General features: G+C 68.8%; 23 protein-coding genes and 6 tRNA genes. 11 read left to right on the forward strand and 18 right to left on the reverse strand.

The window, feature by feature from the left end; translation table 11 throughout:
* Positions 1-38 precede the first annotated feature (38 nt).
* The 4 genes from AC1DN2_RS18755 (at position 39) to AC1DN2_RS18770 (ending at position 4,483) form a co-directional block, all read left to right on the forward strand.
* Positions 39-1,067 (forward strand): nucleoside hydrolase, encoded by a 1,029-nt coding sequence (locus tag AC1DN2_RS18755; RefSeq protein ID WP_230009738.1) that lies wholly within the window; start codon positions 39-41, stop codon positions 1,065-1,067.
* 144 nt (positions 1,068-1,211) lie between these two features.
* Entirely contained in the window at positions 1,212-2,033 is an 822-nt protein-coding gene (locus AC1DN2_RS18760) for an ECF transporter S component (RefSeq protein ID WP_476851495.1), read from the forward strand.
* 78 nt (positions 2,034-2,111) lie between these two features.
* The gene (locus tag AC1DN2_RS18765) at positions 2,112-2,870 is read left to right on the forward strand and encodes an energy-coupling factor transporter transmembrane component T (protein WP_476851496.1); all 759 of its coding nucleotides are present in this window, start codon (positions 2,112-2,114) and stop codon (positions 2,868-2,870) included.
* Positions 2,867-4,483, forward strand: a complete 1,617-nt coding sequence (locus tag AC1DN2_RS18770; protein ID WP_476851497.1) for an ABC transporter ATP-binding protein — start codon at positions 2,867-2,869, stop codon at positions 4,481-4,483. The genes AC1DN2_RS18765 and AC1DN2_RS18770 overlap by 4 nt, the downstream gene beginning before the upstream one ends.
* A gap of 157 nt (positions 4,484-4,640) precedes the next feature.
* Here AC1DN2_RS18770 and AC1DN2_RS18775 read toward each other — a convergent pair whose 3' ends face one another.
* The 9 genes from AC1DN2_RS18775 to AC1DN2_RS18815 form a co-directional block, all read right to left on the reverse strand.
* A complete protein-coding gene (locus AC1DN2_RS18775; protein WP_476851498.1) occupies positions 4,641-6,836 on the reverse strand; it encodes a 3-hydroxyacyl-CoA dehydrogenase NAD-binding domain-containing protein in 2,196 nt (731 codons plus the stop codon).
* A complete protein-coding gene (locus AC1DN2_RS18780; RefSeq protein ID WP_476851499.1) occupies positions 6,833-8,170 on the reverse strand; it encodes a thiolase family protein in 1,338 nt (445 codons plus the stop codon). Before AC1DN2_RS18780 ends, AC1DN2_RS18775 begins: the two co-directional genes overlap by 4 nt.
* 148 nt (positions 8,171-8,318) lie before the next feature.
* A complete protein-coding gene (locus AC1DN2_RS18785; protein WP_476851500.1) occupies positions 8,319-9,677 on the reverse strand; it encodes an HRDC domain-containing protein in 1,359 nt (452 codons plus the stop codon).
* Between the two features lie 61 nt (positions 9,678-9,738).
* Complete coding sequence (locus tag AC1DN2_RS18790) at positions 9,739-10,386, reverse strand: DUF3000 domain-containing protein (RefSeq protein WP_018772438.1); 648 nt, start codon at positions 10,384-10,386, stop codon at positions 9,739-9,741.
* 72 nt (positions 10,387-10,458) lie between these two features.
* Complete coding sequence (locus AC1DN2_RS18795; protein WP_476851530.1) at positions 10,459-11,547, reverse strand: threonine aldolase family protein; 1,089 nt, start codon at positions 11,545-11,547, stop codon at positions 10,459-10,461.
* A 128-nt stretch (positions 11,548-11,675) separates the two neighbouring features.
* Positions 11,676-12,464: an SDR family oxidoreductase gene (locus AC1DN2_RS18800; RefSeq protein WP_476851501.1), complete on the reverse strand. Its 789-nt coding sequence runs from the start codon at positions 12,462-12,464 to the stop codon at positions 11,676-11,678.
* Positions 12,461-13,891: a DUF6421 family protein gene (locus tag AC1DN2_RS18805; protein ID WP_476851502.1), complete on the reverse strand. Its 1,431-nt coding sequence runs from the start codon at positions 13,889-13,891 to the stop codon at positions 12,461-12,463. Before AC1DN2_RS18805 ends, AC1DN2_RS18800 begins: the two co-directional genes overlap by 4 nt.
* Before the next feature lie 164 nt (positions 13,892-14,055).
* Positions 14,056-14,568, reverse strand: coding sequence for a peptide-methionine (R)-S-oxide reductase MsrB (gene msrB, locus AC1DN2_RS18810; RefSeq protein WP_476851503.1), 513 nt, complete (start codon positions 14,566-14,568; stop codon positions 14,056-14,058).
* Positions 14,569-14,582: 14 nt separating this feature from the next.
* On the reverse strand, positions 14,583-15,071 hold the full coding sequence (locus AC1DN2_RS18815) for a hypothetical protein (protein ID WP_476851504.1): 489 nt from the start codon (positions 15,069-15,071) through the stop codon (positions 14,583-14,585).
* Positions 15,072-15,208: 137 nt separating this feature from the next.
* Here AC1DN2_RS18815 and AC1DN2_RS18820 point away from each other — a divergent pair, with 137 nt between their 5' ends.
* Complete coding sequence (locus tag AC1DN2_RS18820) at positions 15,209-16,576, forward strand: alpha/beta hydrolase family protein (protein WP_476851505.1); 1,368 nt, start codon at positions 15,209-15,211, stop codon at positions 16,574-16,576.
* 75 nt (positions 16,577-16,651) lie between these two features.
* Here the strand turns inward: AC1DN2_RS18820 and ybaK are convergent, their stop codons facing one another.
* The 3 genes from ybaK to AC1DN2_RS18835 form a co-directional block, all read right to left on the reverse strand.
* A complete protein-coding gene (ybaK, locus tag AC1DN2_RS18825) occupies positions 16,652-17,149 on the reverse strand; it encodes a Cys-tRNA(Pro) deacylase (protein WP_476851506.1) in 498 nt (165 codons plus the stop codon).
* A 27-nt stretch (positions 17,150-17,176) separates the two neighbouring features.
* Positions 17,177-17,650: a SufE family protein gene (locus tag AC1DN2_RS18830; RefSeq protein WP_476851507.1), complete on the reverse strand. Its 474-nt coding sequence runs from the start codon at positions 17,648-17,650 to the stop codon at positions 17,177-17,179.
* Positions 17,651-17,720: 70 nt separating this feature from the next.
* A complete protein-coding gene (locus tag AC1DN2_RS18835) occupies positions 17,721-18,638 on the reverse strand; it encodes a sulfurtransferase (protein WP_476851508.1) in 918 nt (305 codons plus the stop codon).
* A 227-nt stretch (positions 18,639-18,865) separates the two neighbouring features.
* Between AC1DN2_RS18835 and zapE the strand changes: the two genes are divergently transcribed.
* Positions 18,866-19,903 carry a cell division protein ZapE gene (gene zapE, locus AC1DN2_RS18840; RefSeq protein ID WP_476851509.1) on the forward strand — a complete coding sequence of 346 codons (1,038 nt, stop codon included), beginning with the start codon at positions 18,866-18,868 and terminating at the stop codon, positions 19,901-19,903.
* 174 nt (positions 19,904-20,077) lie between these two features.
* On the opposite strand, the gene AC1DN2_RS18845 is transcribed toward zapE, so the two are convergent.
* From AC1DN2_RS18845 to AC1DN2_RS18870, 6 genes are all read right to left on the reverse strand, one after another.
* Entirely contained in the window at positions 20,078-20,347 is a 270-nt protein-coding gene (locus AC1DN2_RS18845) for an antitoxin (protein WP_028277028.1), read from the reverse strand.
* Positions 20,348-20,566: 219 nt separating this feature from the next.
* Positions 20,567-20,641, reverse strand: a tRNA-Val gene (locus tag AC1DN2_RS18850).
* 38 nt (positions 20,642-20,679) lie between these two features.
* Positions 20,680-20,752 (reverse strand) — tRNA-Gly (locus AC1DN2_RS18855).
* Positions 20,753-20,808: 56 nt separating this feature from the next.
* Positions 20,809-20,883, reverse strand: a tRNA-Val gene (locus AC1DN2_RS18860).
* 39 nt (positions 20,884-20,922) lie between these two features.
* Positions 20,923-20,993, reverse strand: a tRNA-Cys gene (locus tag AC1DN2_RS18865).
* A 46-nt stretch (positions 20,994-21,039) separates the two neighbouring features.
* A tRNA-Gly gene (locus AC1DN2_RS18870) sits at positions 21,040-21,112 on the reverse strand.
* 380 nt (positions 21,113-21,492) lie between these two features.
* Here AC1DN2_RS18870 and AC1DN2_RS18875 point away from each other — a divergent pair.
* From AC1DN2_RS18875 to AC1DN2_RS18895, 5 genes are all read left to right on the forward strand, one after another.
* Positions 21,493-21,564, forward strand: a tRNA-Val gene (locus AC1DN2_RS18875).
* An 86-nt stretch (positions 21,565-21,650) separates the two neighbouring features.
* Positions 21,651-22,496 carry a cytochrome gene (locus tag AC1DN2_RS18880; protein ID WP_476851510.1) on the forward strand — a complete coding sequence of 282 codons (846 nt, stop codon included), beginning with the start codon at positions 21,651-21,653 and terminating at the stop codon, positions 22,494-22,496.
* A gap of 134 nt (positions 22,497-22,630) precedes the next feature.
* Positions 22,631-23,203: a peptide deformylase gene (def, locus tag AC1DN2_RS18885; RefSeq protein ID WP_230011447.1), complete on the forward strand. Its 573-nt coding sequence runs from the start codon at positions 22,631-22,633 to the stop codon at positions 23,201-23,203.
* On the forward strand, positions 23,200-24,120 hold the full coding sequence (fmt, locus tag AC1DN2_RS18890; protein ID WP_476851511.1) for a methionyl-tRNA formyltransferase: 921 nt from the start codon (positions 23,200-23,202) through the stop codon (positions 24,118-24,120). The genes def and fmt overlap by 4 nt, the downstream gene beginning before the upstream one ends.
* Entirely contained in the window at positions 24,117-25,718 is a 1,602-nt protein-coding gene (locus AC1DN2_RS18895) for an RsmB/NOP family class I SAM-dependent RNA methyltransferase (protein WP_476851512.1), read from the forward strand. The genes fmt and AC1DN2_RS18895 overlap by 4 nt, the downstream gene beginning before the upstream one ends.
* Positions 25,719-25,720: the final 2 nt, after the last annotated feature.

The raw sequence follows: 25,720 nt of genomic DNA on the forward strand, positions 1-25,720 counted from the left end.
CCCGGGCGGCGGTACCTGCCGTGACGCATTCGATCCTGATGGACGTCGACACTGGGATCGACGACGCCCTGGCCCTGGTCTACCTGCTGTCCCGGCCCGAGGTCCACGTCCAGGCGATCACGTGCACCGCCGGGAACGTCGGGGCCCGTCAGGTGGCGCTGAACAACTTGGCCCTGCTGGAGCTCTGCGGCCGCGAGGGCATCGAGGTGGCCATCGGCGCCGAGGTCCCGCTGGAGATCCCGCTGGTCACCACCGAGGAGACCCACGGGCCGCAGGGCATCGGCTATGCCGAGCTGCCGCCGCCGCGCCAGCAGATCTCGGCGCGGCACGCCGTCGACGTCTGGGTCGAGGAGGTGCGGGCGCACCCGGGGGAGCTCACCGGCCTGATCACCGGACCGCTGACCAACTTCGCCCTGGCCCTGCGCCGGGAACCGGAACTTCCCCGGCTGCTCAAGGGACTTGTGATCATGGGCGGCAGCTTCTACTACCAGGGCAACACCACCCCTACGGCCGAATGGAACACCTCGGTGGATCCGCATGCCGCCAAGGAGGTGTTTGCCGCCTACCGGGGCCTGCCCGAGGACAAACTGCCGATCTTGTGTGCCCTGGAAATGACCGAGCGGATCGAGATGCACCCGGAGCACCTGCGCCGACTTGGCGAGGCCGCCGGTGCACCGGAGCCCGAACTCGTCCTCCCGGAGCAGTCCGAAGGCCAGCGGAGCCAGTCCGGGAACCCCCTCGTCGCTTGCCTGTCCGACGCCCTGCGCTTCTACATGGAATTTCACCGCCTCTATGACCAAGGCTATGTGGCGCACGTGCACGACGCCTTCGCGGCCTGCGCTGCAGCGGGGCGCACACCGTTCGCCACCCGGCTGGCCACGGTCGACGTCGAAACGGATTCGCCCCTGCTGATCGGCACCACGGTGGCCGATTTCCGCGGGCTGTGGGGGTTGGCGCCGAACGTCAGGATCGTCTCTGACAACAACCCCGGGCAGTGCTTCGACGAACTGATTTCCTCGATCGGCGCCCTTGCGCGCGCGGTGGGCCCCCGGGCGCCGGTGGCCTGAAACCGGACAGTACGGCTGGGCCAATGCGGGGAGTGCCCGGACGGGTCTGCAGATCGCTAGAATGGTCGCCGCTCGCTAGGATGGTAGCTGCGCCGAGGTGACATGAGGCGGAACTTGTTGTACCCAGCCAAAGGAACACCCCTCATGTCACAGCCAGCCCTCACCATCATTGCCCCTGGACAGGCGGCCGGCCGCAGGCGCCGCCTGCTCGAAATCGCCGGCGCCGCCGCGATCGCCGCCACCTACATCTTCCTGGTGCTGACCCAGCCCGCTGACATTGCCAACGGCCCGGCCAGCTTCTCGGCCCTCGTTGCCCTCGGCGGCTTCCTGCTCGGCGCTGTGCTGCTGATTGTGGCCGTCCTGCCGGCGCTGCCCACCTCCACCGTGGTCCTCATCCCGGTGGCGCTGGTCCTGAACGTGGTCCTCGGACAGCTGATGGGCAGCACGGGCCTGCCGTTCTACATTGACGCGATCGGCACCGTCCTGATCGCCGTCCTCGCCGGACCCGCAGCGGGTGCCGCCACGGGCGCGCTGAGCAGCATCGTCTGGTCCTTCTTCAACCCCACCGTTCTGCCGTTCGCCGCCGGTGCCGCCCTGATCGGATTCCTCGCCGGCATGGCCGCGCGCGGCGGGCTGTTCCGCCGCTTCTACCTCGCCCCCGTCGCCGGCTTCGTCACCGGCATCCTGGCCGGCGTCGTCTCCGCCCCGATCGCCGCGTTCGTCTTTGGCGGCACGTCAGGGCTGGGTACCGGGGCGATCGTCAGCGCCTTCCGCGCCATGGGGGACACCCTCCTGGCCGCCATCACCAAGCAGGCACTGATTTCCGACCCCATGGACAAGGCGATCGTTTTCACCATCGCGGCGCTGCTCGCCTACGCGCTGCCCCGCCGCGCCACCTTCCAGTTCCCCTTCGTGCGGCGCTACCGGGTACTCGCCGGCAAGGCCCCGGCAGCGCCGGACGCCTGAGCCCCGCTGCGGCTGGGACACCCCGACCCTGCGACACTGCCACAGCGACACTGACCCTGAGACACTGACACAGCGACCATGACACCGCGACTGCACCCCTTCACCGCGCTGACCCTCGCCGTATGCGCCGCCGTCGTCACGACGGCGGCCGCCTATTGGCCGCTGTCTGTCGCCGTGGCCCTCGCCGCGGTGATCCTTGCCGCCCGCCATGGCATTGCGGGGCGCGTCCTGACCGCAGGAGCCGTGATCCTGACGCCTCTGTGCCTGTCCCTGCTGGTGCTGCACGGCCTCTTCTTCCCTGAGGGCCAGACCGTGCTGGCCCAGTGGGGTCCGGCGAGGGTCACGGCCGAGGGTCTGGGCTTCGCGCTGGAGCTGGGAACCCGGACCACGGCCTGCGTGCTGGTATTCCTGCTCTTTTCCTTCACCGTGAGCGTCCCCGACCTCGTCTCCGCCCTCGCCGGGCGCAGGATCCCACCGCAGTTCGGCTTCGTCCTGGCTTCCACGCTCACCCTCCTGCCCGCCGTCGCGGGCCGCCTGGACCGGATCCGGCAGGCCCAGGAAACCCGCGGGATGGTGGTCGGACGCGGCCTGCTGTCCCGCCTCGGCACCCTCCGTCTGCAGATGGTGCCGCTGGTCCTGGCCCTGATTGACGACGCCGGAAGCCGCGCCCAGGCGCTCGACGCCCGCGGCTTCGGCAGCCCGGGGCCCCGGACCAGCTACCGCGAAGTCGCCGACCCGCCCGCCCAGCGGCTATGCCGGGCAGCCGCACTGGTATTCGCGGCGGCCGCCGTCGCCGGGCGGATTGTGGCCTCCTGGCCTGCCGGGGCGGTGTCATGACGGCCACCACCCGCACGGCGCTTCAGATCCGGATCGAGGCGTTCACGTTCCACGGCGATGACACCCCGGTGCTGAGGGATGCCGCACTCTCGGTCACGTCGGGTTCCCTGACCGCCGTCCTGGGCGGGTCCGGGAGCGGAAAATCCACGCTGGGCAAACTGTTGGCCGGCTGGCTCCGGGCCGGTCACGCCGGACAATTCCGCGGCAGCCTGGAGCTTGGCGGCACGGTGCTGGAATTCCGCGGCGTGCCCGAGGACCCCCGGATCAACCCCGCCGAGTGGTCGCGCCGCGTGGCCTTCGTTCCGCAGGACGCCGCGGCGATGCTCTCCTCGGTGCGCGCCACGGTCGCGGAGGAGCTGGCCTTCGGCCTGGAAAACCGCGCGACGGCCCGGGAGGACATGCTCCGCGCGGTGGAGCGCACCGCCGCCCGCACCGGACTCTCTCACCTGCTGGACCGGGACCCGGCCACGCTCTCCGGCGGGGAGCTGCGCCGGCTCGCCGTGGGCTGCGCCGTCATCACGGAACCGGACGTGCTCATCCTGGACGAGCCGCTGGCATCGCTGGACGCGGCCGGAGCCGCGCAAGTCGAGGCCCTGGTCCGCAGCCTCTGCGGCGCCGGGACCGGCGTCGTCCTCCTGAGCCAGGCAGCCGACGGGCTCGCCGGGGAAGCCACGCACTGGACGATTCTTGACGCTCAGACCGGGCCCGACGGCAGGAGGGTCACCGCTGCCGGGACGGTCACCGCTGCCGGGACGCCGGCGCAGCTGGCGGGCTCGGCCGAACTGGAGCGCGCCGGAGTGATTGGCGTAGGCGGGCCCGGCGGCATTGGGCCGAGCGGTATTGGGTCCGGCGTCCTGGGGGCCAGTGGGTCCGGCGTCGCCGCCGGCGCCCGCCATCCCGGGCCGGTGCCTGCCGCGGCGCCCGGTCCCGGCCCGGCATCGCTGGAACTGCGCGGGGTTGGGTTCGGCTACGCTCGGGACCCGCGTCGGCACGGCACCGGCGCGCAGGACCGGGTCCTCCGGGACGTGGATTTCGCCGTGCGCCCGGGCGAGATCATCGCCGTGACCGGGCTCAACGGCGCCGGCAAGTCGACACTGCTGCGCCACTTCAATGGACTGCTCCGGCCCTCGGCCGGGGACGTGCTGGTCTGCGGGCGCAGCATTGCCGGCGAGCCGGTGGGAAAGGTCGCGGCCTCCGTGGGCCTGTTGTTCCAGCACCCCCGGGACCAGCTTTTCGAACGCACCGTCCTGCGGGAAGCCGCGTTCGGACTCCGGCAACTGTCCGGAAAGGCCGGCGCCGAGGGCAAGGCCCGGGCCGCGCTTGCCGCGGTGGGCCTGTCCGGTACCGAGGAGGCACACCCGGCCGAGCTGTCCGCCTCCCGGCAGCGGCTGCTCGCCCTGGCCACGGTCCTGGCCCGCGAACCGGCGGTGGTGGCCCTGGACGAACCGACCGTCGGGCTGGACCGGCACGGCCTCGAGGCGCTGCAGGGCGCCGTCGACCGCGCCGCCGCGCGGGGCGCCGCCGTCGTCATGGTCACCCACGACCTGGACTACGCACGGAGGAACGCGCACCGCGTCCTGGAACTCAGCGGCGGGAGCCTGCGGGAAATCTGACTGGGGCCGCGGGGTAGGCACGGAAACACCGCAGACATCGAGGCTGCCCACGTCATGGCGCCGCCGGGATGCCCGGCCACTCTCCCGAAAGCAGCGCCGCCGCCCGGACCAAAGTCCGGGCGGCGGCGCCAACAAAAGCGAGCGGTGAAGCCTGGCTTTAGGCCGGCTCTGACGCCACGCCCGGGGCCAGGAACTTCTTGCCGTTGACCCGTTCCGAGGCGCCCACCCGGTCCAGATACGGGGTGATCCCGCCCAGGAACATCGGCCAGCCCGCGCCGAGGATCATGCAGAGGTCAATGTCCTCGGGACCGGCCACAACGCCTTCCTCGAGCATCAGCCCGATTTCCTCCGCCAGGGCGTCCTGCGTCCGGCGCAGCACCTCCTCGCCGGTGGACGGGGTGCTGCCAAAGGACATCAGCGCCAGGGTTTCGGCCGGTATGAACGGCTTGCCGTCCGGGCCCGGCACCGGTGTGCCGTTCTGCACGGCCCAAATGGACGTCACACCGTTGTCGATCAGCACCTGCAGGTTCGCCGAGACCCTGAAGCGGTCCCCGAACGCCGTGTGCAGCGATTCCTGGACATGCTGCGCCACGGGCAGGCCCACCATGGCGCCGAGCACAAAGGGCGTCATGGGCAGGCCCATCGGCCGCAGCGCGTTATCGGCCACGTCGGCGGGGGTGCCCTCGTCGAAGGCCGCGGTGACTTCACCCATGAGGCGCAGCAGGACGCGGTTGACCACAAACGCGGCGGCATCCCTGACCAGCACCGCCGACTTCTTGAGCCCCTTGGCGAGCTCGAACGCGGTGGCCAGCACGGCGTCGTCGGTCTTCGGTGCCCGCACGATCTCCAGCAGCGGCATCACGGCCACCGGATTGAAGAAGTGGAAGCCGACCAGGCGCTCGGGGTGCTCAAGGTCCTCCGCCATCGCGGTGACGGACAGCGAGGACGTGTTGGTCGCGAGGATGCACTCTTCCGAGACGATCGCCTCGACTTCCTTGAAGACCTGCTTCTTGACGTTGAGTTCCTCGAAGACGGCCTCAATGACGAAGTCGGCGTCGGCGAAGGCCTCCTTCGAAACTGATCCCGTGACGAGCGCGCGGGTGCGGTTGGCGGCGTCGGGGCTGATCCGGCCCTTCGCCAGCAGCTTCTCCACCTCGGCGTGGACGTAACCCACGCCCTTGTCCACGCGGGCCTGGTCGATGTCCGTGAGGACCACGGGCACTTTGAGCTGGCGGGCGAAGAGCAGGGCGAGCTGGCTGGCCATCAGGCCGGCACCGACGACGCCGATCTTCGTCACCGGGCGCGCAAGCTTGCGGTCCGGGGCGCCGGCTGGACGCTTGGAGCGGCGCTGCACGAGGTCCAGGAAGGCGTACACCGTGGAGCGGAACTCGTCGGTCTGCATGAGGTCGGCGAGCGTCTCGCATTCGAGCTCAGCGGACTGCGCCTGGGTCAGGGTGCGGTTGGCCTCCATGACGTCCAGGACCTTGGCGGGCGCCGGGGAAGCGTTGGAGGTCTTGGCCTCCACGAAGGCGCGGCCCTTGGCGACGGCGGCCGCCCAGCGGGCGGCGACCTCCGGAGCGGACGGGTCCACGGCGTTCGCCCGCTCCGGCGCCACGGCACCGGCAATGACTTTCGCGGCCCACGCCAGGGACTGTTCCACGAAGTCGGCCGGCTCGAACATCGCGTCCGCCATGCCCAGCTGGTAGGCCTGCGGCCCGGTGAGCGTGCGGTTGTTGCTCAGCGGGTTTTCGATCATGACCTTGAGGGCGTTCTCCGGCCCGATCAGCCGCGGCAGGATGTGGACCCCGCCCCAGCCAGGGATGAGTCCGATGAACGCCTCGGGAAGGGCCAGAGCGCCGGCGCCGGTAGAGACCGTGCGGTAGGTGGACTGCAGCGCGATCTCCAGGCCGCCGCCCAGGGCCAGTCCGTTGATGAATGCGAAGCTCGGCACGCCGAGGTTCGCGAGGGTGGCGTAGACGTCGTGGCCGAGCTGGGCCATCCACAGGCCCTGTTCGCGTCCGCTGACGGACTTGACCGTGGAGAGGTCGGCGCCGGCCACGAGGAAGTACGGCTTGCCGGTGACGCCGACGCCGGCAATCTCGCCCCGGGCGGCGCGTTCCTTCAGTCCTTCCAGGACCGTGCCGAGTTCGATCAGGGTGTTGGGTCCGAGGGTGGTGGGCTTGGAGTGGTCCAGGCCGTTGTCGAGGGTGACCAGCGCGAAGATGCCGGGGCTTTTGCCGTCAGTCGTCTCCCCACCGTCGACGGGCGGCAGTTCGATGTCCTGGACGTAGGAGTGGGTGACCGTCTCGTGCGGGAAGAGGTCTGCAAGCTTGCGGAAGTCAGCGGCGCTCATGCTGTGGCTCCAGTCTCGGTGGTCGTGGTCTCTGCGTGCTGTGCTTCTGTGTTGTGCATTTCTATGCCCGGTGCTTCGGTGCCGTAATCCGCGTGATGCGGGTTCTCCCAGATTACGGTGGCGCCCATGCCCAGGCCGATGCACATCGTGGTCATGCCAAAGCGGACCGAGGGGTCCTCCTCGAACTGCCGGGCCAGCTGGTTCATCAGCCTGACCCCCGAGGACGCCAGCGGGTGCCCGACGGCGATCGCGCCGCCATAGCGGTTGACGCGGGGGTCGTCGTCGGCGATCCCGAAATGGTCCAGGAAGCTCAGGACCTGGACGGCGAAGGCCTCATTGATTTCGAAGAGCCCGATGTCCCCGATGCCGAGTCCGGCGTTCTTGAGTGCCTTCTCGGTGGCCGGGACCGGGCCGATGCCCATGACCTCGGGTTCGACGCCGGCGAAGGCATAGCTCACCAGGCGCATCCTGACCGGCAGCCCGAGTTCTTCGGCGGCATCGGCGGAGGCCAGCAGGGCTGCGGTGGCGCCGTCGTTCAGGCCCGCGGCGTTGCCCGCCGTGACCCGGCCGTGGGCGCGGAACGGCGTCCTAAGCGTGGACAGGTCCCCGAGCGAGGTCCCGGGGCGCGGGGGTTCGTCCACGGTGTTGACGGTCCAGCCCTGGCCCGGCTTCATCGTGGCGACGGGTACGAGGTCGGGCTGGATCTGGCCGTTGGCGTAGGCTGCGGCGAGCTTGTCCTGCGAGGCGACGGCGTAGGCGTCGGTGCGGTCCTTGGTGATGGCCGGGAAACGGTCGTGCAGGTTCTCGGCCGTGTTGCCCATGTTCAGCGCGGCCGGGTCCACGATCCGTTCGGACATGAAGCGCGGGTTGGGGTCGGCGCCGGCGCCCATCGGGTGGTTGCCCATGTGTTCCACGCCGCCGGCGATCACGACGTCGTACGCGCCGAAGCCGATGCCGCTCGCCGTCGTGGTGACGGCGGTCATGGCGCCGGCGCACATGCGGTCGATCGCGAAGCCGGGCACGGTGCGGGGGAGTCCGGCCAGCAGGGCGGCGGTGCGGCCGATGGTCAGACCCTGGTCGCCCGTCTGGGTGGTGGCGGCGATCGCGACCTCGTCGACCCGGTCCGCCGGAAGCGAAGGGTTGCGGCGCATCAGTTCGCGGATGCACTTGACCACGAGGTCGTCGGCGCGGGTGCCCGCGTAGATGCCCTTGTCGCCGGCGCGGCCGAACGGGGTGCGGACGCCGTCGACAAAGACGACGTCGCGCACGGTCCTGTTTCTTCCGCTGCTCGGGTTTGCGCTGCTGGGTTTTCCGCTGGTGCGGGCTTGGCTCACGGCGTACTCCTCATTGAGACATGGTGCCGGAACCGTGCCTGTGGCAGGGGTTGCCACAGGCAGGAGGGTTCCGAGCGACATCATGCATTATGTTACTCGCCAGTAACATAGCTGGCAAGGAGGAGATGAGCGGCCCCGGAAGGAGCCGCTAGACCGTGGAACCCGACGGCGCCTCCGCGGCGGCCTTGGGTTCCTTTGCGGGCAGCGGCTCGGGGTGCAGGAAGGCCTCGGCAATGAGCGGAGCCGTGATTTCGATCTGCCACTGGCGCGCCCCGAGGTTCGCCAGTTCCTCGGCCACGCCTTCCTCGCTGCATTCTGCCGGTGGACGCCAGGCGACCCGCCGAAGATAGTCCGGGGTCAGCAGGTTCTCCACCGGCAGGTTCAGTTCCTCGGCCCTGGCCTGGAGTTTTGGACGGGCGGTGGCGAGCCTGGCGGCCGCCTCCGGGTCCCGGTCCGCCCAGACGCGCGGGGGCGGGGGAGCGTTGGTGGGCAGGTGCAGCGGCGGCAGGTCCTCCAGGGCCCGGGCCACGCCGATGCAGCGCAGCCAACGGGGGGCTTCCCGCTGTGCGGCGCGGCCGTGGAAGCCCTTGGTGCCCAGGAGCTGGGGAACCGTGGAGGGCATCGCTTTGGCCGCGGCGACGAGCGCGGAGTCCGGGATCAGCCGGCCGGGGGCGACGTCACGTTTCTGGGCCAGGGAATCGCGTTCCAGCCACAGCTCCCGGACTGCGGCCAGTTGGCGTCGGTCCCGGATCTGGTGCAGCCCGGACGTCTTGCGCCACGGATCAACGCGCGGCGGGGCCTGTCCGGCTTCGAGGATGGCGGCGAATTCCTGCTCGGCGTATTCCAGCTTCGCGTCCGCCACGAGCAGCTCAATCAGTTCCTCGCGCAGCTCGGTCAGGACTTCGACGTCGAGCGCGGCGTAGCGCAGCCACGGTTCCGGCAGGGGGCGGGTGGACCAGTCGGCGGCGGAGTGTTCCTTCGCCAGGCCGAAGCCCAGGAGCTGTTCGATCACGGCGGCGAGGCCCACCCGGGGCAGCCCGGCCAGGCGGGCGGCGAGCTCGGTGTCGAAGAGTTTGTCCGGCCACATGCCGAGTTCGGACAGGCAGGGCAGGTCCTGGCTGGCGGCGTGCAGGATCCATTCGACGCCGCGCAAAGCGTCATTGATGATGCTGAGGTCCCCGAAAGGTTCGGGATCGATCAGCCAGGTTCCGGAGCCTTCGCGCCGGATCTGGACCAGGAAGGCGCGCTGGCCGTAGCGGAACCCCGAGGCGCGCTCCGCGTCCACGCCCGCAGGGCCGTGGCCGGCGGCGAGGGCCGCGGCGCAGCGTTCGAGTCCGGACTGGGTTTCAATGACCAGCGGCACGCCGTCGCGGGGAATGTCGAGGTCGATCACTTCAGGGACCAGGCTGTCGAAGCCTTCCACGGTGATGTGGGCTGTGGTGTCAGCAGCCTCGGCCGTGGTGCGACTGGCGCCGGCCGTGCTGATTTCCGGATTCTGAGGGGTCATGGTCTCTACAGTTTACCGACAACATGGCGTATAGGGCCGTGACCGCGGCCGAACAGGGGCCTCATGCGTGTCCGCGGGGGCGGCGGGGAAGGGCCGTGACGCCCTCGGGCAGGGGCGGCAGCCCGGCGAAGGTGCAGACCATGTCCGACCACGCCTCCAGGTGCGAGGTGATGTCCGGGGTGGCCGGGGTCCAGGAGGCCCGGAGCTCAATGTCGATTGAATTCGGCCGGTCCGACAACGTTCCAAAGCTCTCCGAGAGCACCCGGGTGGCGGTGCCGCCGGCGGAGCGGTAGGGGGCCTGATGGTTCTCCAGCGCTTCGACCAGCCAGGTCCACGCCACGGACCCCAGGAGTTCGTCGTTGCCCATCTCGGGTTCCAGCTGGGCGCGGATGTAGGTGACGATCCGGAATTCCCCGTCCCATACGGCAGAGCCGTCGGGATCGTGGAGCAGAATGAAGCGGCCAGTGGCCAGCTCGACGTCGTCGCTGCCGGACGCCCGTGCCAGCGCCGCGGCGGCCGGGCCGTGGACCGGTCCGCCGGCGGGGGAGTCGCCCGGGCCGATCACTTCCGCGCCCAGGGCCACCGCGAACGGTGCCAGCCGGGACGGGGCCGGAATTTCGTCCAGGTGCAGCTCGCTGCGGCACCGTGCCTGCCGAAGGGTCCCCAGGGCGAAGAGGAAATCTGCCGGAACCTGATCGAGGGAGCTCACCTTGGAAGGTTATGCAACGGCCGGAGCCCTGCCCGGCAGGCTCGCCGCCGGGCAGGGGAAGCGGTGCACGGTTCAGGCAGCGGCGAGCTCGCGCTTGATGGCCGCAATGAAGGAATCAACGTCATCCTCGGTGGTGTCGAAGGAGCACATCCAGCGGACCTCGCGGGCCGCCTCGTTCCAGTCGTAGAAGCGGAAGGACTTGCGCAGCCGGTCCGCGACACCGGCAGGCAGGACGGCGAAGACGCCGTTGGACTCGGTCTTCTGCGTCAGTTCGACGCCGGGGATCGCCTCGACGCCGGAGCGCAGCCGGGCGGCCATGGCGTTGGCGTGCGAGGCCGAGCGCAGCCACAGCTCACCCTCGAGGAGGGCAATGAACTGGGCGGACATAAACCGCATCTTGGAGGCCAGCTGCATGTTCATCTTGCGCAGGTAGACCAGGCCGTGTGCGGCCTCCGGGTTCAGGGCGACCACAACCTCGCCGAACAGCAGGCCGTTCTTCGTGCCGCCGAAGGAGAGGATGTCCACGCCGGCGTCACGGGTAAAGGCCCGCAGCGGGACGCCCAGGTGGGCGGCGGCGTTGGCCAGCCGGGCACCGTCCATATGCAGCTTCATGCCCTTTGCGTGGACATGCTCAGCGATGGCCCGGACCTCGTCCGGGGTGTAGCAGGTGCCAAGCTCGGTGGTCTGGGTGATGGACACGGCCAGCGGCTGGGCGCGGTGCTCATCGCCCCAGCCCCAGGCTTCCTGGTCGATCAGTGCGGGGGTGAGCTTGCCGTCGGTGGTGGGGACCTGCAGCAGCTTGATGCCGCCGATCCGCTCCGGTGCACCGTTTTCGTCCATGTTGATGTGGGCGGTGGAAGCGCAAATGACCGCACCCCAGCGCGGAAGGAGCGACTGCAGGGACAGGACGTTGGCTCCCGTGCCGTTGAACACCGGGAAGCACTCGATGCCTTCGCCGAAGTGCTCTTCCATCAGCTGCTGCAGGCGCGCGGTGTAATCGTCCTCGCCGTAGGAGACCTGGTGGCCTTCGTTGGCGGCGGCCAGGGCCGCAAGAACTTCCGGGTGCACGCCGGAATAGTTGTCCGAGGCGAAGCCGCGGACGGAGGGATCGTGGAGCCGCACCGCAGTGCCGGCAGGGACAGTTTCAACTGTGCTGGTCATCGTTTTGCTCACGCTTTCAGTCTAAGAGGTCGGGCCGCCCGGGCTAAGCCCGGGGCCCTGGATCGGGTCCCAGACCCTGTGCCACAGACGCTGGGGCCCTGGATCCGGGCCGCGGAATCAGGGGCAGTTCAGCGGCTGAGCAGCAGCCGCTGGCCGTTCAGGTCGCCGGCAGGAGCGTTGAAGAGTCCCGCTGCGGCAGCCGCCAGGTCAGCCACGTCCGTGAAGCCCGGGAACTTGCGGTCCGGGGCCTTGGCCCGCATTTTCGCGTCAACGAGGGCTTTCACCACGAAAATGACGGCGGCGCTCCGCAGCGCGGCGCTGTCCTGTCCGGCGTTATCCTGTTGCGCCCTGTCCTGCTCTGGAGTGCCTGTGCCGGTGGCATTGCCCGCGGCGTGGACCCGGCGGAAGCCGTCAGCGACCGCCAGCGTCCAGGCCTCGGCGGCCGCCTTGGCCGCGGCGTAGCTCGCCCCCGCCGCCGTCGGGGCGCTTACCGCCGTGGAGGACACCATGGCGAAGCGTCCTGCCTCAGAGGCAGCGAGGTCGTCGAAGAAGACGCGCGTAACGTTCCGCAGGGTGGTGACGGCGTTGCGCGCCAGGAAGTCCCAGTCGTCGTCGCTCTGGTCGGTGATGCCTTTCGCGCCGCGCCAGCCGCCCACCAGGTGGATAACGCCGTCGACGCGTCCGGCCAGGCCGGCAATGCTTTCCCGCAGGGCGCGGACGTCGGCCAGGCTGGCGAGGTCGCAGGCGAGCGGCGTGACGCCGTCGCCGGCCTCGGCGGCGGCTGCCTCGATGCGCGCGGCATCCGATCCGACCGTGAAGACCCTGTGGCCGGCGCCGCGCAGGGCGCGGGCCGTCGCGATTCCCGACGGCCCGCTGCCCCCCGTGACCAGCACGTTCAAAGTGCGTCCGGCACTCATCCGGCGTTCAGGGCCTGGGTGCCGCCGGACTCTGATCCCGTGTCAGTGCCGGTATCTGTGCTGATGTCTGACGACCCGGTGATGCCGGCAGTGGAGTCGATGACGGGCCGCATCTTCTTCTCCAGCGCCTCGTAGAACATGGAGAGCGGGAACTCGTCGTCGAGGACCTGGTCCGTGAGGCCGCGGGGCGGACCGTCCAGGGGGAGGGCGTCCGGACCCTTGGCCCAGACCGAGGCCGGGTTGGGCGTGACCGTGCCGGAGATGAGCTCGTAGGCGGCGAGCCAGTGGGCCATCTTGGGGCGGTCGATCGAGCGCCAGTACAGTTCCTCGATCTTCGCGCCGAGTTCAACCACGACGTCGGCAGCCTCGTCCCAGTCGATGCTGAGTTTGCTGTCGGTCCAGTGCAGGACGTGGTGCTGGTGCATCCAGGCGAAGAGCAGCTGGCCGCCAAGGCCGTCGTAGTTCCGTACGCGCGTGCCGGTGATGGCGAAGCGGAAGATGCGGTCGAAGATCACGGCGTACTGGACCAGCTTGGCGTGCCGGCGGGCCTCCGGGTCAGCGTCCTCGTCCTTCTCGATCTTCACGGATTCGCGGAAGGCGGTGAGGTCGCAGCGCAGCTCCTCCAGTGAGTAGAGGAAGAACGGCATGCGCTGCTTGATCATGAACGGGTCGAAGGGCAGGTCGCCGCGCATGTGGGTGCGGTCGTGGATCAGGTCCCACATGACAAAGGTTTCCTGCGTCAGCTGCTGGTCCTCCAGGAGCCCGGCGGCGTCCTCGGGCAGCTGCAGGGAGGTGATCTCGGCGGCGGCGCGCAGGACGCGGCGGAAGCGTGCGGCCTCGCGGTCGGCGAAGATCGCGCCCCACGTAAACGTCGGGGTCTCGCGGACCGCGACGGTCTCGGGGAACAGGACTGCGGAGTTGGTGTCGTAGCCCGCGGTGAAGTCGAGGAACCGGATCGGGACGAAGAGCTTGTTGGAGTATTCGCCGGCTTCCAGGCCGCCGATGAATTCCGGCCAGATGACCTCGATCAGCACGGCCTCGACGAGGCGGCTGCTGCTGCCGTTCTGGGTGTACATCGGGAACACGACCAGGTGCTGGAGTCCGTTGACCCGGTGCTGCTGCGGCTGGAACGCCTGCAGGGAATCCAGGAAGTCCGGGACCCCAAAGCCGCCATCGGCCCAGCGGTCAAAGTCGGTGACCAGCAGTTCCAGGTAGTTCGCGTCGTGCGGGAAGGACGGGGCCAGGGCCGCGACCGCCGAGGTGATGGTTGCGACGTGGCCGGCCGCGGCTTCGTGGGCTTCGGCATCCGGCACGGATCCGTCCTGGACCTGGAGGGCGCGCAGGGCGGTGGCGGCAGCCTTGAGCCGCAGCCATTCCTGGTTGCCGGCGGTGATCGGGGCGGGGGCGGTAAGAGCGGTCGTGGTCATCGTCGACGGTCGCCTTTCTGTTTGCTGTGGAGCGTGTCGCTGGATCTAAATCGAGCGTAGCAAGCAAGCAGAGACTCTAATGCAAAATTGCCTCGAGCATAAGAAAGTCTGTGGCAAGTGATTCTGAAAAGCCGTTCCAGCGGAAGGAGAGGCAGGGCTGCGGGCTACTGCCCGGCGTCGTCCGCGGGAACCAGCTTCAGGGAAACCGAGTTGATGCAGAAGCGCTGGTCCGTGGGGGTGCCGTAGCCCTCGCCGTCGAACACGTGCCCCAGGTGGGAATCACAGGTGCTGCAGCGGACTTCCACCCGGTCCATGCCCATGGTGCGGTCATGGATGTAGCGAACGGTGCCCTCGGCGAGCGGCGCCCAGAAGGACGGCCAGCCGCAGTGCGAGTCGAACTTTTCGTTGCTGGTGAAGAGTTCGGTGCCGCAGGCCCTGCATTTGTAGACACCGCGGGTGTGGGTGTCCCAGTATTCGCCGGTGTACGGCCGCTCGGTGCCTGCCTGACGGAGCACGCGGTACTCCTCGGGCGTCAGTTCCTCGCGCCACTGGGCGTCTGTCTTTTCGACGGGCGTTCCGGCCGGAGCCTGGTCAAAGGCCGTGGCGGCGGGGTCGGTCGCGGGGTCGGCTGCGGGCACTGCCGAGGGCATGGATTTAGGCCTGTTAAAGATACTCATAGCCTCAATAACGCTCAGGAGTCCCCGATAAATCCCGAACCGGCGTAAAGATGCAGGACGGGCAGCCCCAGCTTGTCCTGTGCCTTGGTGGCCCAGTCGGTGTGGAACGTGTCGGCCACGGCGTGCGGGCGGGTGATGACCACAGCCTGTCCGGCGCTGAGTTCCTTGACCTTGGCAACCAGGCCGTCAACGGCCTTGCCCTCGACGACTTCGCCCGAGACGCCGCCGCCCAGACCGGCCAGCGCGGCCAGCGAGGAGGCCAGGGTGTCGGCTGCTTCGGCCCGCTCCTCGGCGGGATCCGAGTGTGCCGTCAGTTCACGGAAGGCCTTGGCGATTTCAAGCATGGAAAGGTTTTCCAGGAAATCCACCACCAGGTGCCGCTCGGTGTTGGCCGGCACCAGGATCAGCAGGGGCGCATCACCGCCGGCAATCAGGGTTTCAATATTGACGCGGTCATCCGCACCGAGGGGCTCTTCTGTCAAAATGACGATTGGATCACTCATGACCCCAGCCTAGTCGCGCTCGTGTTGACCTGCATCGTTGTGTCCCGCGGGACCCTGGCGTGTCTGTACCGGCCCGGCCGTGCGCCTGAAATCCCGCCAATGCCGTGGTTGGGCTGCGCTTCAGTAAGAATGGTGCCATGGCATCCTCCCTGCGCCTCCGCCCGGACCTCCGCCAGACCGCTGCCCGCCAGGCCGCTGCCCGGCGGGCCGCTGCCCGCAGAACAGCACTCCCCGCCGCGCCAGCCCCCGGCGGCGTGACGTCAGGGAGCGCCAAGTGGGCGGTGGGGGGCATCATCGGCGGCAGCGCCGCTGCGGGCGTGCTCGCCGCCGGCTCCTCCGCCCTCGCCCTCTACTTCGCCCGCCGCGTCATCACCCCGGCCCGGTTCCGGGCAGAGGACCAGGAAGTGCTGGCCGTCATCCGCGAGGGACGGGCGCTGCGGGTCATTTTCGCCGCCACCCCGGACGCCACGGTCGACGGGGTGTACGGTTTCTTCTTCGACGGCGGCCGCGGGCATGCGCGGATCGGCCGGATCCTGTCCTACTCCCCGGCCGAACGCACCGTGCTGCGCGAGGTCGAGCACGTCTACAGCGGGGACATGTCCACCGCCCGGCGCGGCTGGTGGAGCGGCGCGGCCTTTCCGGATCCGGCCGCCCTGGGGTTTCCGGTGGAGGACGTGCTGATCGACGTCGACGCCGGGACCGCGCCGGCCTGGCTCGTCCGCGCCGCGCCGGCCGTGGCGGAGGATGTGGCCCCCGACGTGTGGGCGATCATGGTGCACGGGCGCGGGGCCACCCGGCAGGAAGGGCTGCGGGCCGTCCGGACCGCCAGGGAACTGGGCATGTCCAGTCTTCTGATCTCCTACCGCAACGACGGCCTGGCCCCGTCAGCCAGCGACGGGCGGTACGGCCTGGGCTCCACCGAATGGCGCGACGTCGAGGCCGCCATCGGCTACGCCGTACAGCAGGGCGCCCGCGAGGTGGTTTTGTTCGGCTGGTCGATGGGCGGCGCGATATGCCTCCAGACCGCTGACCTTTCCCGGCACCGCCACTTGATCCGGGCCATGGTCCTGGACGCGCCGGTGATCAACTGGGTCAACGTGCTGGCCCACCACGCGGAGCTGAACCGGATTCCGTCGTCCGTGGGCCGCTACGGACAACTCATGCTCAGCCACCGCCTGGGCCGGCGGCTGACCGGGCTGGCCGCGCCCGTCGACCTCAAAGCGATGGACTGGGTCTCGCGGGCCGTGGAGCTGAGGACGCCGACCCTCATTGTGCACAGCGTGGACGACGAGTACGTACCGTACGGGCCCTCAGCGGCGCTGGCCGAGAAAAACCCCGAGATGGTCACCTTCGAGCCCTTCGACAAGGCCCTGCATACCAAGGAATGGAACGTGGACCCGGAGCGCTGGGAGCGGCAGGTCTCGGCCTGGCTCCGGCAGCAGCTGGCGCCCCGCGCCAACCCCGGCGACCAGGAGCCTCCGGCCGGCAATGCCGCATTCAATTGACAGATCATTGACAGATCACGGCAGTGTTGTGCGCGAACATGGCCGTGACGTGCCGTCTCGATATCTGGGGCCGGGTCAGTCGCGCCGGGTCCCGATCCTGGCCGTGCGGGCAGCCGTGAGCCGAATGAGCTCGGCCGGATCCAGCTCGATGTCCAGGCCGCGCCGTCCACCCGAAACGAGGATGGTCTCCAGCGCCAGTGCGCTCTCATCCACCACCGTGGGGGAGGACTGGCGCTGGCCGAGCGGTGAGATGCCGCCGAGAACATATCCGGTCCGCCGCTGCGCCGCGGCCGGATCGGCCATCTCTGCTTTCTTGCCGCCCAAAGCCGCGGCCATCGCCTTGAGGTCCAGGCTGCCGCTGACCGGCACGACGCCGACGGCGAGCCGGCCGTCGACGTCGACCATCAGGGTCTTGAAGACCCGGTCAGGGTCGACGCCGAGCACTTCCGCCGCTTCCAGGCCATAACTGGCCGCCGCGGGGTCATGGGTGTAGGGGTGGGCCACAAAGGGAACCCCGGCCGCCGCGAGTGCCGCGGTGGCCGGAGTTCCCTGCGACGCGTGCTTGCGGGCCATGTTCTCTGGCTGTCCGGGCGCCGAAGGTCAGGACTGCGCCGACGGCTGGCGGTCTCCGGAGGCGACGACCTTGCGCTTGATCCGGCCCAGCATGGCGGTCATTCCGCGCATGCGCAGCGGAGTGATGGCCCGGGTCAGGCCCAACAGTTCGGGCATGTCGTCGGGGACGGCCAGGATTTCCGCGGCGCTGAGCCCGTCGAGTCCTTCGTGGAGCACTCCGGCGAAGCCGCGGGTGGTCGGGGCCTCCTTGGGTGCCTTGAAGTAGAGCCGGACGCGCTCAGGCGCGTCGCCGTCGGCCTGTTCCGTCTCGACCGTGAGGAACAGCGGCGTCTGGCACTCCACTACCTGCTCGAGCAGCTCCGGGTGATCCCGGAACCGCTCCGGAAGTTCCGGAAGCCCCTGCGAGAACTCAAGGAGCAGCTGCAGCCGCTCTGCTTCGGTCAGGGCCTGGAAATCGTCGACAATGTCCGCCAGTGCGGCGGGGAGGGCTGAAGTATTCATCACTCCCAGCTTACGCAGGCGCGCCGATTGTGTCCCTGTCGGGACCGGTCCCGCTCCACGGTCACCGCGGCTAACGGCCGGCCGGAACCGCGCCGCGTTCGGCACCCTTGACGATCGGGACGCGCACGGCGTTGCCCCATTCGGTCCAGGAGCCGTCGTAGTTCCGCACGGTCTCAAAGCCCAACAGGTACTTCAGCGCAAACCAGGTGTGGCTGGACCGCTCGCCGATCCGGCAGTACGCCACGACGTCGTCGCCTTCGTTCAATCCGGCCTCGCCGAGGTAGAGGGCCTCGAGCTCGCCGCGGTTCCGGTACGTGCCGTCGCCGGCCGCCGCGCGGGCCCAGGGGATGGAGGCCGCCGTGGGGATGTGGCCGCCGCGCAGCGCGCCCTCTTCCGGGTAGGCGGGCATGTGGGTGCGCTGGCCGGTGTACTCCTCGGTCGAGCGGACGTCGATCAGCGGCTTGCCGAAGTGCGCCAGGACGTCATCCTTGAAGGCGCGGATCGGGGCGTCGTCCCGCTCCACGACGGGGTAGTCGGCAGGGGTGGTGACGGTCGTGACGGTGGAGAGCGCCCGGTCTTCCGCGATCCACTTGTCCCGGCCGCCGTCCAGGAGCCGGACGTCCTCGTGGCCGAAGAGCGTGAACACCCACAGGGCGTATGCGGCCCACCAGTTCGACTTGTCGCCGTAAATGACCACCGTGCTGTCCCGGGAAATGCCTTTGGACGCGGCCAGCGCGGCGAAGGCTTCACCGTCGACGTAGTCGCGGGTCACCTCGTCGTTCAGGTCCGTGTGCCAGTCGATTTTCACTGCTCCCGGGATGTGCCCGGTCTCGTACAGCAGGACGTCTTCGTCGGATTCGACCACCACGAGATTGCCGCCGTCGAGGGCACCGTCCTCGATCGCCGTGGCCAGCCATTCCGTGGACACCAGGCGGTCAGGGTGGGCGTAGGCGGCGAATTTCTCGTTCTGCTCAACGGGGTAGGTCATTGCGATGGCCTTTCACTTGAACGGTCAGGAGGCCGGGCGCGGAAAGCGTGCGCCGCGCCGGGCCTGTTACAACACTAGTCACGGGCCGGTGGGAATGCTCCACCGGGTTCACACGGGGAAATGTGGTCTTCCTCACGCCGGCCGCGGGTCCACAGTCGCGCACGCGGGCCGGCCAGGGCTTTGCCGGTATTCTTGCTGGGGACAAGAGACCAGCAGAACGGACCACCTTGGTACAGATCGAACAGCTCGCCGCCCGCACACCGGCAGTTTCCGTGGATGAACTCCTCAATGGGTTCTATCCGTCGCCGCGGTTCGGTGAGGTGTCGTTTTCCAGCTACCGGCCCGATCCCGCCCAGCCCAGCCAGGCCCAGGCGGTCCATGCCCTGCAGCATTTTGCGGCGGGCGTGGGCGCACGCGACGGCGACGGGCTGTTCAAGCGGCTCTTCGGCAAGAAGGACACTTCGCGGGCCGGGATCTACCTCGACGGCGGATTCGGTGTGGGCAAGACCCACTTGCTGGCATCGCTGTGGCACGCCGCCCCCGGGCCCAAGGCCTTCGGCACGTTCGTCGAATACACCAACCTCGTCGGTGCGCTGTCCTTCCGCAAGACCGTTGAGGCCCTGAGCCACTACAAGCTGGTCTGCATCGATGAATTTGAGCTCGATGATCCGGGCGACACTGTGCTCATGTCCCGGCTCATGCGCGAACTCGCCGACGCCGGCGTGAAGCTTGCCGCCACATCGAACACGCTGCCGGGGTCCCTCGGGGACGGGCGCTTCGCCGCCGTCGACTTCGCCCGCGAAATCCAGGTGCTGGCGGACCAGTTCGACGTCGTGCGGATCGACGGCGAGGACTTCCGCCACCGTGGCCTGCCGGCCGCGCCGTCGCCGCTGCGCAATGATGACCTGACCCACCACATGCATGCCGAGTTCGACGGCAAGACCGTGGCCCGCGATGAGTTCAGCACGTTGATCAACCACCTGGCCGGCGTGCACCCGAGCCGTTACCGCCAGCTGTTGGAGGGGATCGAGGGCGTGGTCTGGAAGAACGTGCACACGATTACCGAGCAGGCCGTTGCGCTGCGCTTCGTGGTGCTGGCTGACCGGCTGTACGACAAGGACGTGCCCATCCTTGCCAGCGGTGTGCCGTTCGACCAGCTCTTCACCGAGGAAATGATGACCGGCGGGTACATGAAGAAGTACTTCCGCGCCGTCTCCAGGCTGACCGCGCTGGCCCGCGAGGGCCAAAACCACGAACCGTCCTAGCCGCCAGCCCCTCCAAGTACAACGCCAAATCCAACGCGGGGTCAGTTACGGCCCATCCGGATGCACCGGATGGGCCGTAACTGACCCCGCGTTGCCTGGTTGGAGTCGCCCTTAAATGCCGGAGGTGCCGGCGCCGCCTCTCGGCGGGACCGGCACCTCGCTGACGGATCTGGGTCAGAGGCCTGGCTGGCGGGGTTCCCCGGCTACGGGGGGCTCACCGGCTGCGGGAGTCTGATCGGCGACCGGGGCCGAATTCGGCCGGTCGTTCGCCTTGTCCACGAAGTCGGAAGCGCCACGCTGCACGGCATCGATCGTGCCGGCGTGCTTTCCGCCGGTCTTGGAGTCGACGAAGTCGCCTGCCTTTTCGATGCCGTCCTTGATGGCTTCTTCGTTGCCACCAATAACTTGCTGAGCCTTGCCCTTTAGATCGTCAAGTAAACCCACGGGCACCTCCCTTCGGTCGCGGAGCCAGATCGCTCCTTGCGTTTTCTACCCTAGCGGGAGGTGGCGGGGGTGCCAAGGGTGTCCGCCCAGAGGATAAAAGATGGAAGGCCAGGTGCACAGGGTAGAAGGGCCCGGAGTGCACCAATCCGCAGTGCACAAACCCGCAGTGCACAAACCCGCAGTGCACAAAAAAGAGCAGCTCCGGGGGAGCTGCTCTTGTGGTGGGCGATACTGGGATCGAACCAGTGACCTCTTCCGTGTCAGGGAAGCGCGCTACCGCTGCGCCAATCGCCCGCAACCGGAAGGATCCGGAGTGGAGTTGTAATGAAGAGAGCGGACGACGAGATTCGAACTCGCGACATCCACCTTGGCAAGGTGGTGCTCTACCAGCTGAGCTACGTCCGCATTTTAGTCCATGCCGGCTGGGCCGGTGGTACTGCATCAAGCAAGTTGCCTTGCTCTGGTGGGCGATACTGGGATCGAACCAGTGACCTCTTCCGTGTCAGGGAAGCGCGCTACCGCTGCGCCAATCGCCCCTTGCATCCGATCGAAACCGGAAACCAGGGTTTTCACCGAGGTGGGTACGGGATTCGAACCCGTGTATACGGCTTTGCAGGCCGCTGCCTCGCCTCTCGGCCAACCCACCGTGTAGGCAGGATTCCGAAGAACCTTTGCCGTGACAGTGTCCTGCGAGCGGACGACGAGATTCGAACTCGCGACATCCACCTTGGCAAGGTGGTGCTCTACCAGCTGAGCTACGTCCGCATTGTTGGTGTGCATTTCCTTGCCGCATTCGGCATTTCCTCGCGTTCCAACGAGTAAGAACTCTATAGGAGGTTCTGGGAATCTACAAATCGAGACCCATTGGCCCGCGTTCGATGGCCTTACTTCCCCGAGTTCTAGGGGATTTTGCTAATTACAGCGCTGTAATTAGCGTCGGTGTTCAGCCGTGGCCCTAAGTGGCGCCGGGACTACTGAGCGGGCCTTCTGAGTGGGACGCCTGGAACGGCCGGTGGAGGGCCGGTGGAACTGCCCGTGCATGGGCCTGTTGCGCGGGAGTATTGGGCCCGCATTCCCGCCGCGGCCAGGTTCCCCCGGGCCGATTTCTAAAATCCGCCCGGGTGGGCTAGCATTCAATGTCGTTAGGGCGATTGGCGCAGTGGTAGCGCGCTTCGTTCACACCGAAGAGGTCACTGGTTCGAACCCAGTATCGCCCACTAACGAAATGGTCTGTTCCGCTGAATCAGCGGGGCGGGCCATTTTGCTTTTCGTCGTTGTCTGACCCCCGTGAAAGAGTCTTCATATGACCGCTCCACTCCTCGCCCACGCCACGGACCATGGCCGCATGTACGCCCGCTCCACGTCGGCTCAGTTCTCTGTCCCTTCCATCACCACGGTGATCGGCCAGCAGCCACACGGCCTGGATGGCTGGTTCGGGTACATGGGCGCCAACAGCCTGGCCCAGGATCCCGAGCTCCCCGGCATCCTGGGGAGCCCGGCCAAACTGCGGCAGGCGGTCAGCCGGGCCGCCAAGGCGGCGGAGTCGTACCGGGACGATGCCGCCAAACGCGGCGACCGGGTCCACAACTATTGCGAGCAGGTTGCGCTGCGTGCGCTCGGCCGGCCGCACCAGATGAAGGAAACACGGGAGGCGCTGGCCGCCAACGGCGAGGAAGCCTTCGCGGCACGCTTCGACGAATGGTGGGAGCTCTTCCAGGTTGAGCCCATCGCCCCGGAAATTACGGTGTGGAACAAGACGGTCGGCTATGCCGGCACCCTGGACCTCGTCGCACGGATCAACGGCCGGACCTGTCTTATCGACTACAAGACCAAGGGCACCAGCCGGGACGGCACCGTCAAACCGCTTGATGACAAGGTGGTCATGCAGCTCGTGGCGGGCATGAAGGCGGAGGAAAGCCTCGTGGATCCCGTCGCGGGGGAGTGGGAGGCCTGGCAGCACGGCGAGTCCCCGATCCTCCTGGCCGTGGCGGTCGGCGAGACCGAGGTCCGTCCGCAGCGGGCCAACCCCGAGGTCCTGAAGCATCACTGGTGGAAATTCTGTGCGCTGCGCCGCGTGTGGGAGATGTCCGCCGACACGGCAACCGCCGGAGCAGCACTGCTCCCGCTGGCGCCGCCCGTGAAGCGCTGACCAGAAGCGCTGACCAGAAGCACCGACAAGAAGCACCGACAAGAAGCACCGACCAGACGCGCCGAACAGAAGCCGGGCAGCTGCAACTAAACTGGACTGGACCCCTAGCCGCCCACCGTGAGGACAGACTGCACATGGCCATTTTGAATATCCGCATCATCGGAGATCCTGTGCTGCGCACAGTCGCCGATCCCGTGACGGAATTCGGGCCTGAACTGGCAAAGCTCGTCGCCGACATGACCGAAACCATGGAGGATGTCGAGGGCGCCGGCCTGGCCGCGCCCCAGGTCGGTGTGAGCCTGCGCGTCTTCACCTACCGGATCGGCGGCGTCGAGGGTCACATCGTCAACCCCGTGCTGGAAAACAGCGAGGACTTCCAGCCGGACCAGGTCGAGGGATGCCTGTCCATCCCGGGCCTGGGCTTCCCCGTCCGCCGGTACCGCCAAACCCGGGTGACCGGCGTGGACCTGCACGGCAACCCCGTCACCGTGGAGGGCGAAGACATGCTGGCGCGCTGCTTCCAGCACGAGACCGACCACCTGGACGGCATTCTCTATACCGACCGGCTCGAGGGCGAAGACCGAAAGGCCGCCCTGCGCGCCATCCGCAATGCCAACTACGACGCCATCACGGAACAGACAACCACCAAGCGCGCGAAGAGCGTCGGGACGAGCTTTGGCGGGTCCAGCTTCGGAATCACCCCGTGAGGGTTCTCTTCGCCGGGACCCCCGCTGTCGCCGTGCCGTCGCTCGACGCCCTTGTTGCCGCCGGGTTCGACGTCGTCGCTGTCCTCACCCGCCCGGACGCACCGCTGGGACGCAAACGCGTCCTGACGCCGTCGCCCGTGGCCGCCAGGGCCGCCGAGCTCGGCATTGAGATCATCCACGCCGCCAAAGTCGATGCCGGGGTCACCGCCCGCATTGCCGCCGCAGCACCGGACGTCGCGGCGATCGTGGCCTATGGCGGGCTGATTCCCCCTGCGGCTCTCGCTGTCCCCCGCCACGGCTGGGTGAACCTGCACTTCTCCCTGCTGCCGGCCTGGCGCGGCGCAGCTCCCGTGCAGCGCGCCGTCATCGCCGGCGACGACGTCACGGGTGCCGTCACCTTCCGCCTGGAGGAGGGGCTGGACACCGGTCCGGTCTTCGGGACCCTCACCGAGACCGTGCACCCCGCCGACACCGCCGGGGCCCTGCTCGAACGCCTCTCCTACAGCGGCGCGGTCCTGCTGGCCCAAACGCTGTCCGCCATCGACGCCGGCAAGGCCGTCGCGCTCCCGCAGCAGGGCGACGTCAGCCTGGCACCGAAACTCAGTCTCGAAGACGGCCGGCTCGACTGGCAGCAGCCCGCCCTGGCGATCGGCCGCCGAGCCCGCGGCGTCACGCCGGAACCGGGCGCCTGGACACTGCTGGAGGGCCAGCGGATCAAACTGGAGCCAGTGCTGCCGGCAGCGGACTCGGCGGCGCTTGGGCCCGGACAGCTGGCATTGGACGGAAAACGGGTTCTCGTCGGTACGGGATCGCACCCGGTGGAATTGACGCGGGTGCAACCCGCGGGCAAGAAAATGATGGCCGCCGCTGATTGGGCGCGTGGGCAGGCAACACTTGAAAGCGTGGTATTCGAATGAGCGGTTCCGGGACCAACGGCAACAGCCGAGGCAGTGGCCAGGGCGCCGGGGGCGGCAGCAGGCGGAACGCCCAGGGCCGGGAACGCAACCGCGGCCCGCAGCGCGGCTTCACCGAGAGCGCCCCGTCCCAGCGGACCCGCCGCGCCGATCCGGCCCGGCTGGTTGCCTTTGAAGTGCTCCGCGCCGTGGCCGCCGAGGACGCCTACGCGAACCTGGTGCTCCCGGCCCGGATCCGGCACCACGGGCTGGACAAGCGCGACGCCGGTTTCGCCACCGAACTCAGCTATGGCGCCCTCCGCGGCCAGGGCACGTACGACGCCATCCTGGCCCGGTGCGTGGACCGTCCGCTGGAGGAGCTGGATCCCGCGATCCTGGATGCCCTGCGGATCGGGGTGCACCAGCTGCTCGCCATGCGCGTGCCCGCTCACGCCGCCCTGGACCAGACGGTGGGGCTGGCCCGCGCCGTGATCGGGGCCGGGCCCTCGGCACTGATCAACGCCGTCCTGCGCAAAGTCTCCGCCCGCACCCTCGACGAGTGGCTCGACCTGCTGCTGAGCACCGAGACGGATGCCATCAAGATCGCGTCCATCCGCTACGCCCACCCGGAGTGGATCGTCCGCGCGCTCCGCCAGTCGCTCGTGGCCCACGGCCGGGCGGTTTCTGAGATTGACGCGCTCCTCGAAGCCGACAACGCCGCGCCCGTGGTGAACCTTGTGGCGCTGCCCGGCGTCGGCAGCCTCGACGAGGCCCTGGAAGGCGGGGCCACCCCGGGCGAGCTCGTCGAGGGATCCGCGCTCTCCAGCGGCGGGGACCTCGGCCGGCTCGCCTCGGTCCGTGACGGAAGCACCCGTGTCCAGGACGTCGGTTCGCAGCTCGTGGCCCGCGCCATGGCCGCCGTCGACCTCGGCACAACCCCCGGCGCCGGGCCCGGCAACAACATCAGCGCAGACCCCGACACAAATTCTGGCGGCGAAGCGGGGACGGACGGCGGGGGCGCGGGGGAGCGCTGGCTGGATCTCTGTGCCGGTCCCGGCGGCAAAGCCGCCCTGCTCGGAGCCCTCGCCCGGCAGCGGGGCGCCCACCTGCTGGCCAACGAATCCGCCCCGCACCGTGCCAAACTCGTGCGGCAGGCCCTGTCCGCGGTCCCGCGGGAGGCTTGGGAGGTCAGGACCGGGGACGGCCGCGACATCGGCGCCGAGCAGCCGGAGTCGTTCGACCGCGTCCTGGTGGATGTCCCGTGCACCGGCCTGGGCGCCCTGCGCCGGCGTCCGGAGTCGCGCTGGCGGCGCACGCCCAAGGACCTCGTGGACCTTGGCCCGCTGCAGCGCCAGCTGCTCAACTCCGCGATCGACGCCGTCAAGCCCGGCGGCGTGGTGGCGTACGTGACATGTTCGCCGCACCCGGCAGAGACCACCGCCGTCGTCAGTGATGCCCTGCGCAAGCGCGAGGACCTCGAGCTCCTCGACGCCGGCGCCGTGCTGGACGGCGTCAGCCTCACGGGCCACCTCGAAGCCGGGCACGAGCTCACCGCCCAGCTCTGGCCGCACGTGCACCAGACGGACGCCATGTTCCTGGCGCTGATTCGCAAGTTGGCCTGAGT

It is taken from the genome of Arthrobacter sp. 01L42 (assembly GCF_056400005.1).

Excerpts from the sequence above, each read along its gene's own strand:
- AC1DN2_RS18830 (WP_476851507.1), bottom strand. The coding sequence starts at position 17,650 with ATGAATACTTCAGCCCTCCCCGCCGCACTGGCGGACATTGTCGACGAT.
- AC1DN2_RS18895 (WP_476851512.1), top strand. The coding sequence starts at position 24,117 with ATGAGCGGTTCCGGGACCAACGGCAACAGCCGAGGCAGTGGCCAGGGC.
- AC1DN2_RS18785 (WP_476851500.1), bottom strand. The coding sequence starts at position 9,677 with ATGACCCCTCAGAATCCGGAAATCAGCACGGCCGGCGCCAGTCGCACC.
- AC1DN2_RS18760 (WP_476851495.1), top strand. The coding sequence starts at position 1,212 with ATGTCACAGCCAGCCCTCACCATCATTGCCCCTGGACAGGCGGCCGGC.
- AC1DN2_RS18805 (WP_476851502.1), bottom strand. The coding sequence starts at position 13,891 with ATGACCACGACCGCTCTTACCGCCCCCGCCCCGATCACCGCCGGCAAC.
- AC1DN2_RS18835 (WP_476851508.1), bottom strand. The coding sequence starts at position 18,638 with ATGACCTACCCCGTTGAGCAGAACGAGAAATTCGCCGCCTACGCCCAC.
- AC1DN2_RS18820 (WP_476851505.1), top strand. The coding sequence starts at position 15,209 with ATGGCATCCTCCCTGCGCCTCCGCCCGGACCTCCGCCAGACCGCTGCC.
- AC1DN2_RS18765 (WP_476851496.1), top strand. The coding sequence starts at position 2,112 with ATGACACCGCGACTGCACCCCTTCACCGCGCTGACCCTCGCCGTATGC.
- AC1DN2_RS18755 (WP_230009738.1), top strand. The coding sequence starts at position 39 with ATGGACGTCGACACTGGGATCGACGACGCCCTGGCCCTGGTCTACCTG.
- AC1DN2_RS18815 (WP_476851504.1), bottom strand. The coding sequence starts at position 15,071 with ATGAGTGATCCAATCGTCATTTTGACAGAAGAGCCCCTCGGTGCGGAT.
- AC1DN2_RS18770 (WP_476851497.1), top strand. The coding sequence starts at position 2,867 with ATGACGGCCACCACCCGCACGGCGCTTCAGATCCGGATCGAGGCGTTC.
- AC1DN2_RS18775 (WP_476851498.1), bottom strand. The coding sequence starts at position 6,836 with ATGAGCGCCGCTGACTTCCGCAAGCTTGCAGACCTCTTCCCGCACGAG.
- def (WP_230011447.1), top strand. The coding sequence starts at position 22,631 with ATGGCCATTTTGAATATCCGCATCATCGGAGATCCTGTGCTGCGCACA.
- AC1DN2_RS18800 (WP_476851501.1), bottom strand. The coding sequence starts at position 12,464 with ATGAGTGCCGGACGCACTTTGAACGTGCTGGTCACGGGGGGCAGCGGG.
- msrB (WP_476851503.1), bottom strand. The coding sequence starts at position 14,568 with ATGAGTATCTTTAACAGGCCTAAATCCATGCCCTCGGCAGTGCCCGCA.
- AC1DN2_RS18795 (WP_476851530.1), bottom strand. The coding sequence starts at position 11,547 with ATGACCAGCACAGTTGAAACTGTCCCTGCCGGCACTGCGGTGCGGCTC.
- AC1DN2_RS18880 (WP_476851510.1), top strand. The coding sequence starts at position 21,651 with ATGACCGCTCCACTCCTCGCCCACGCCACGGACCATGGCCGCATGTAC.
- ybaK (WP_476851506.1), bottom strand. The coding sequence starts at position 17,149 with ATGGCCCGCAAGCACGCGTCGCAGGGAACTCCGGCCACCGCGGCACTC.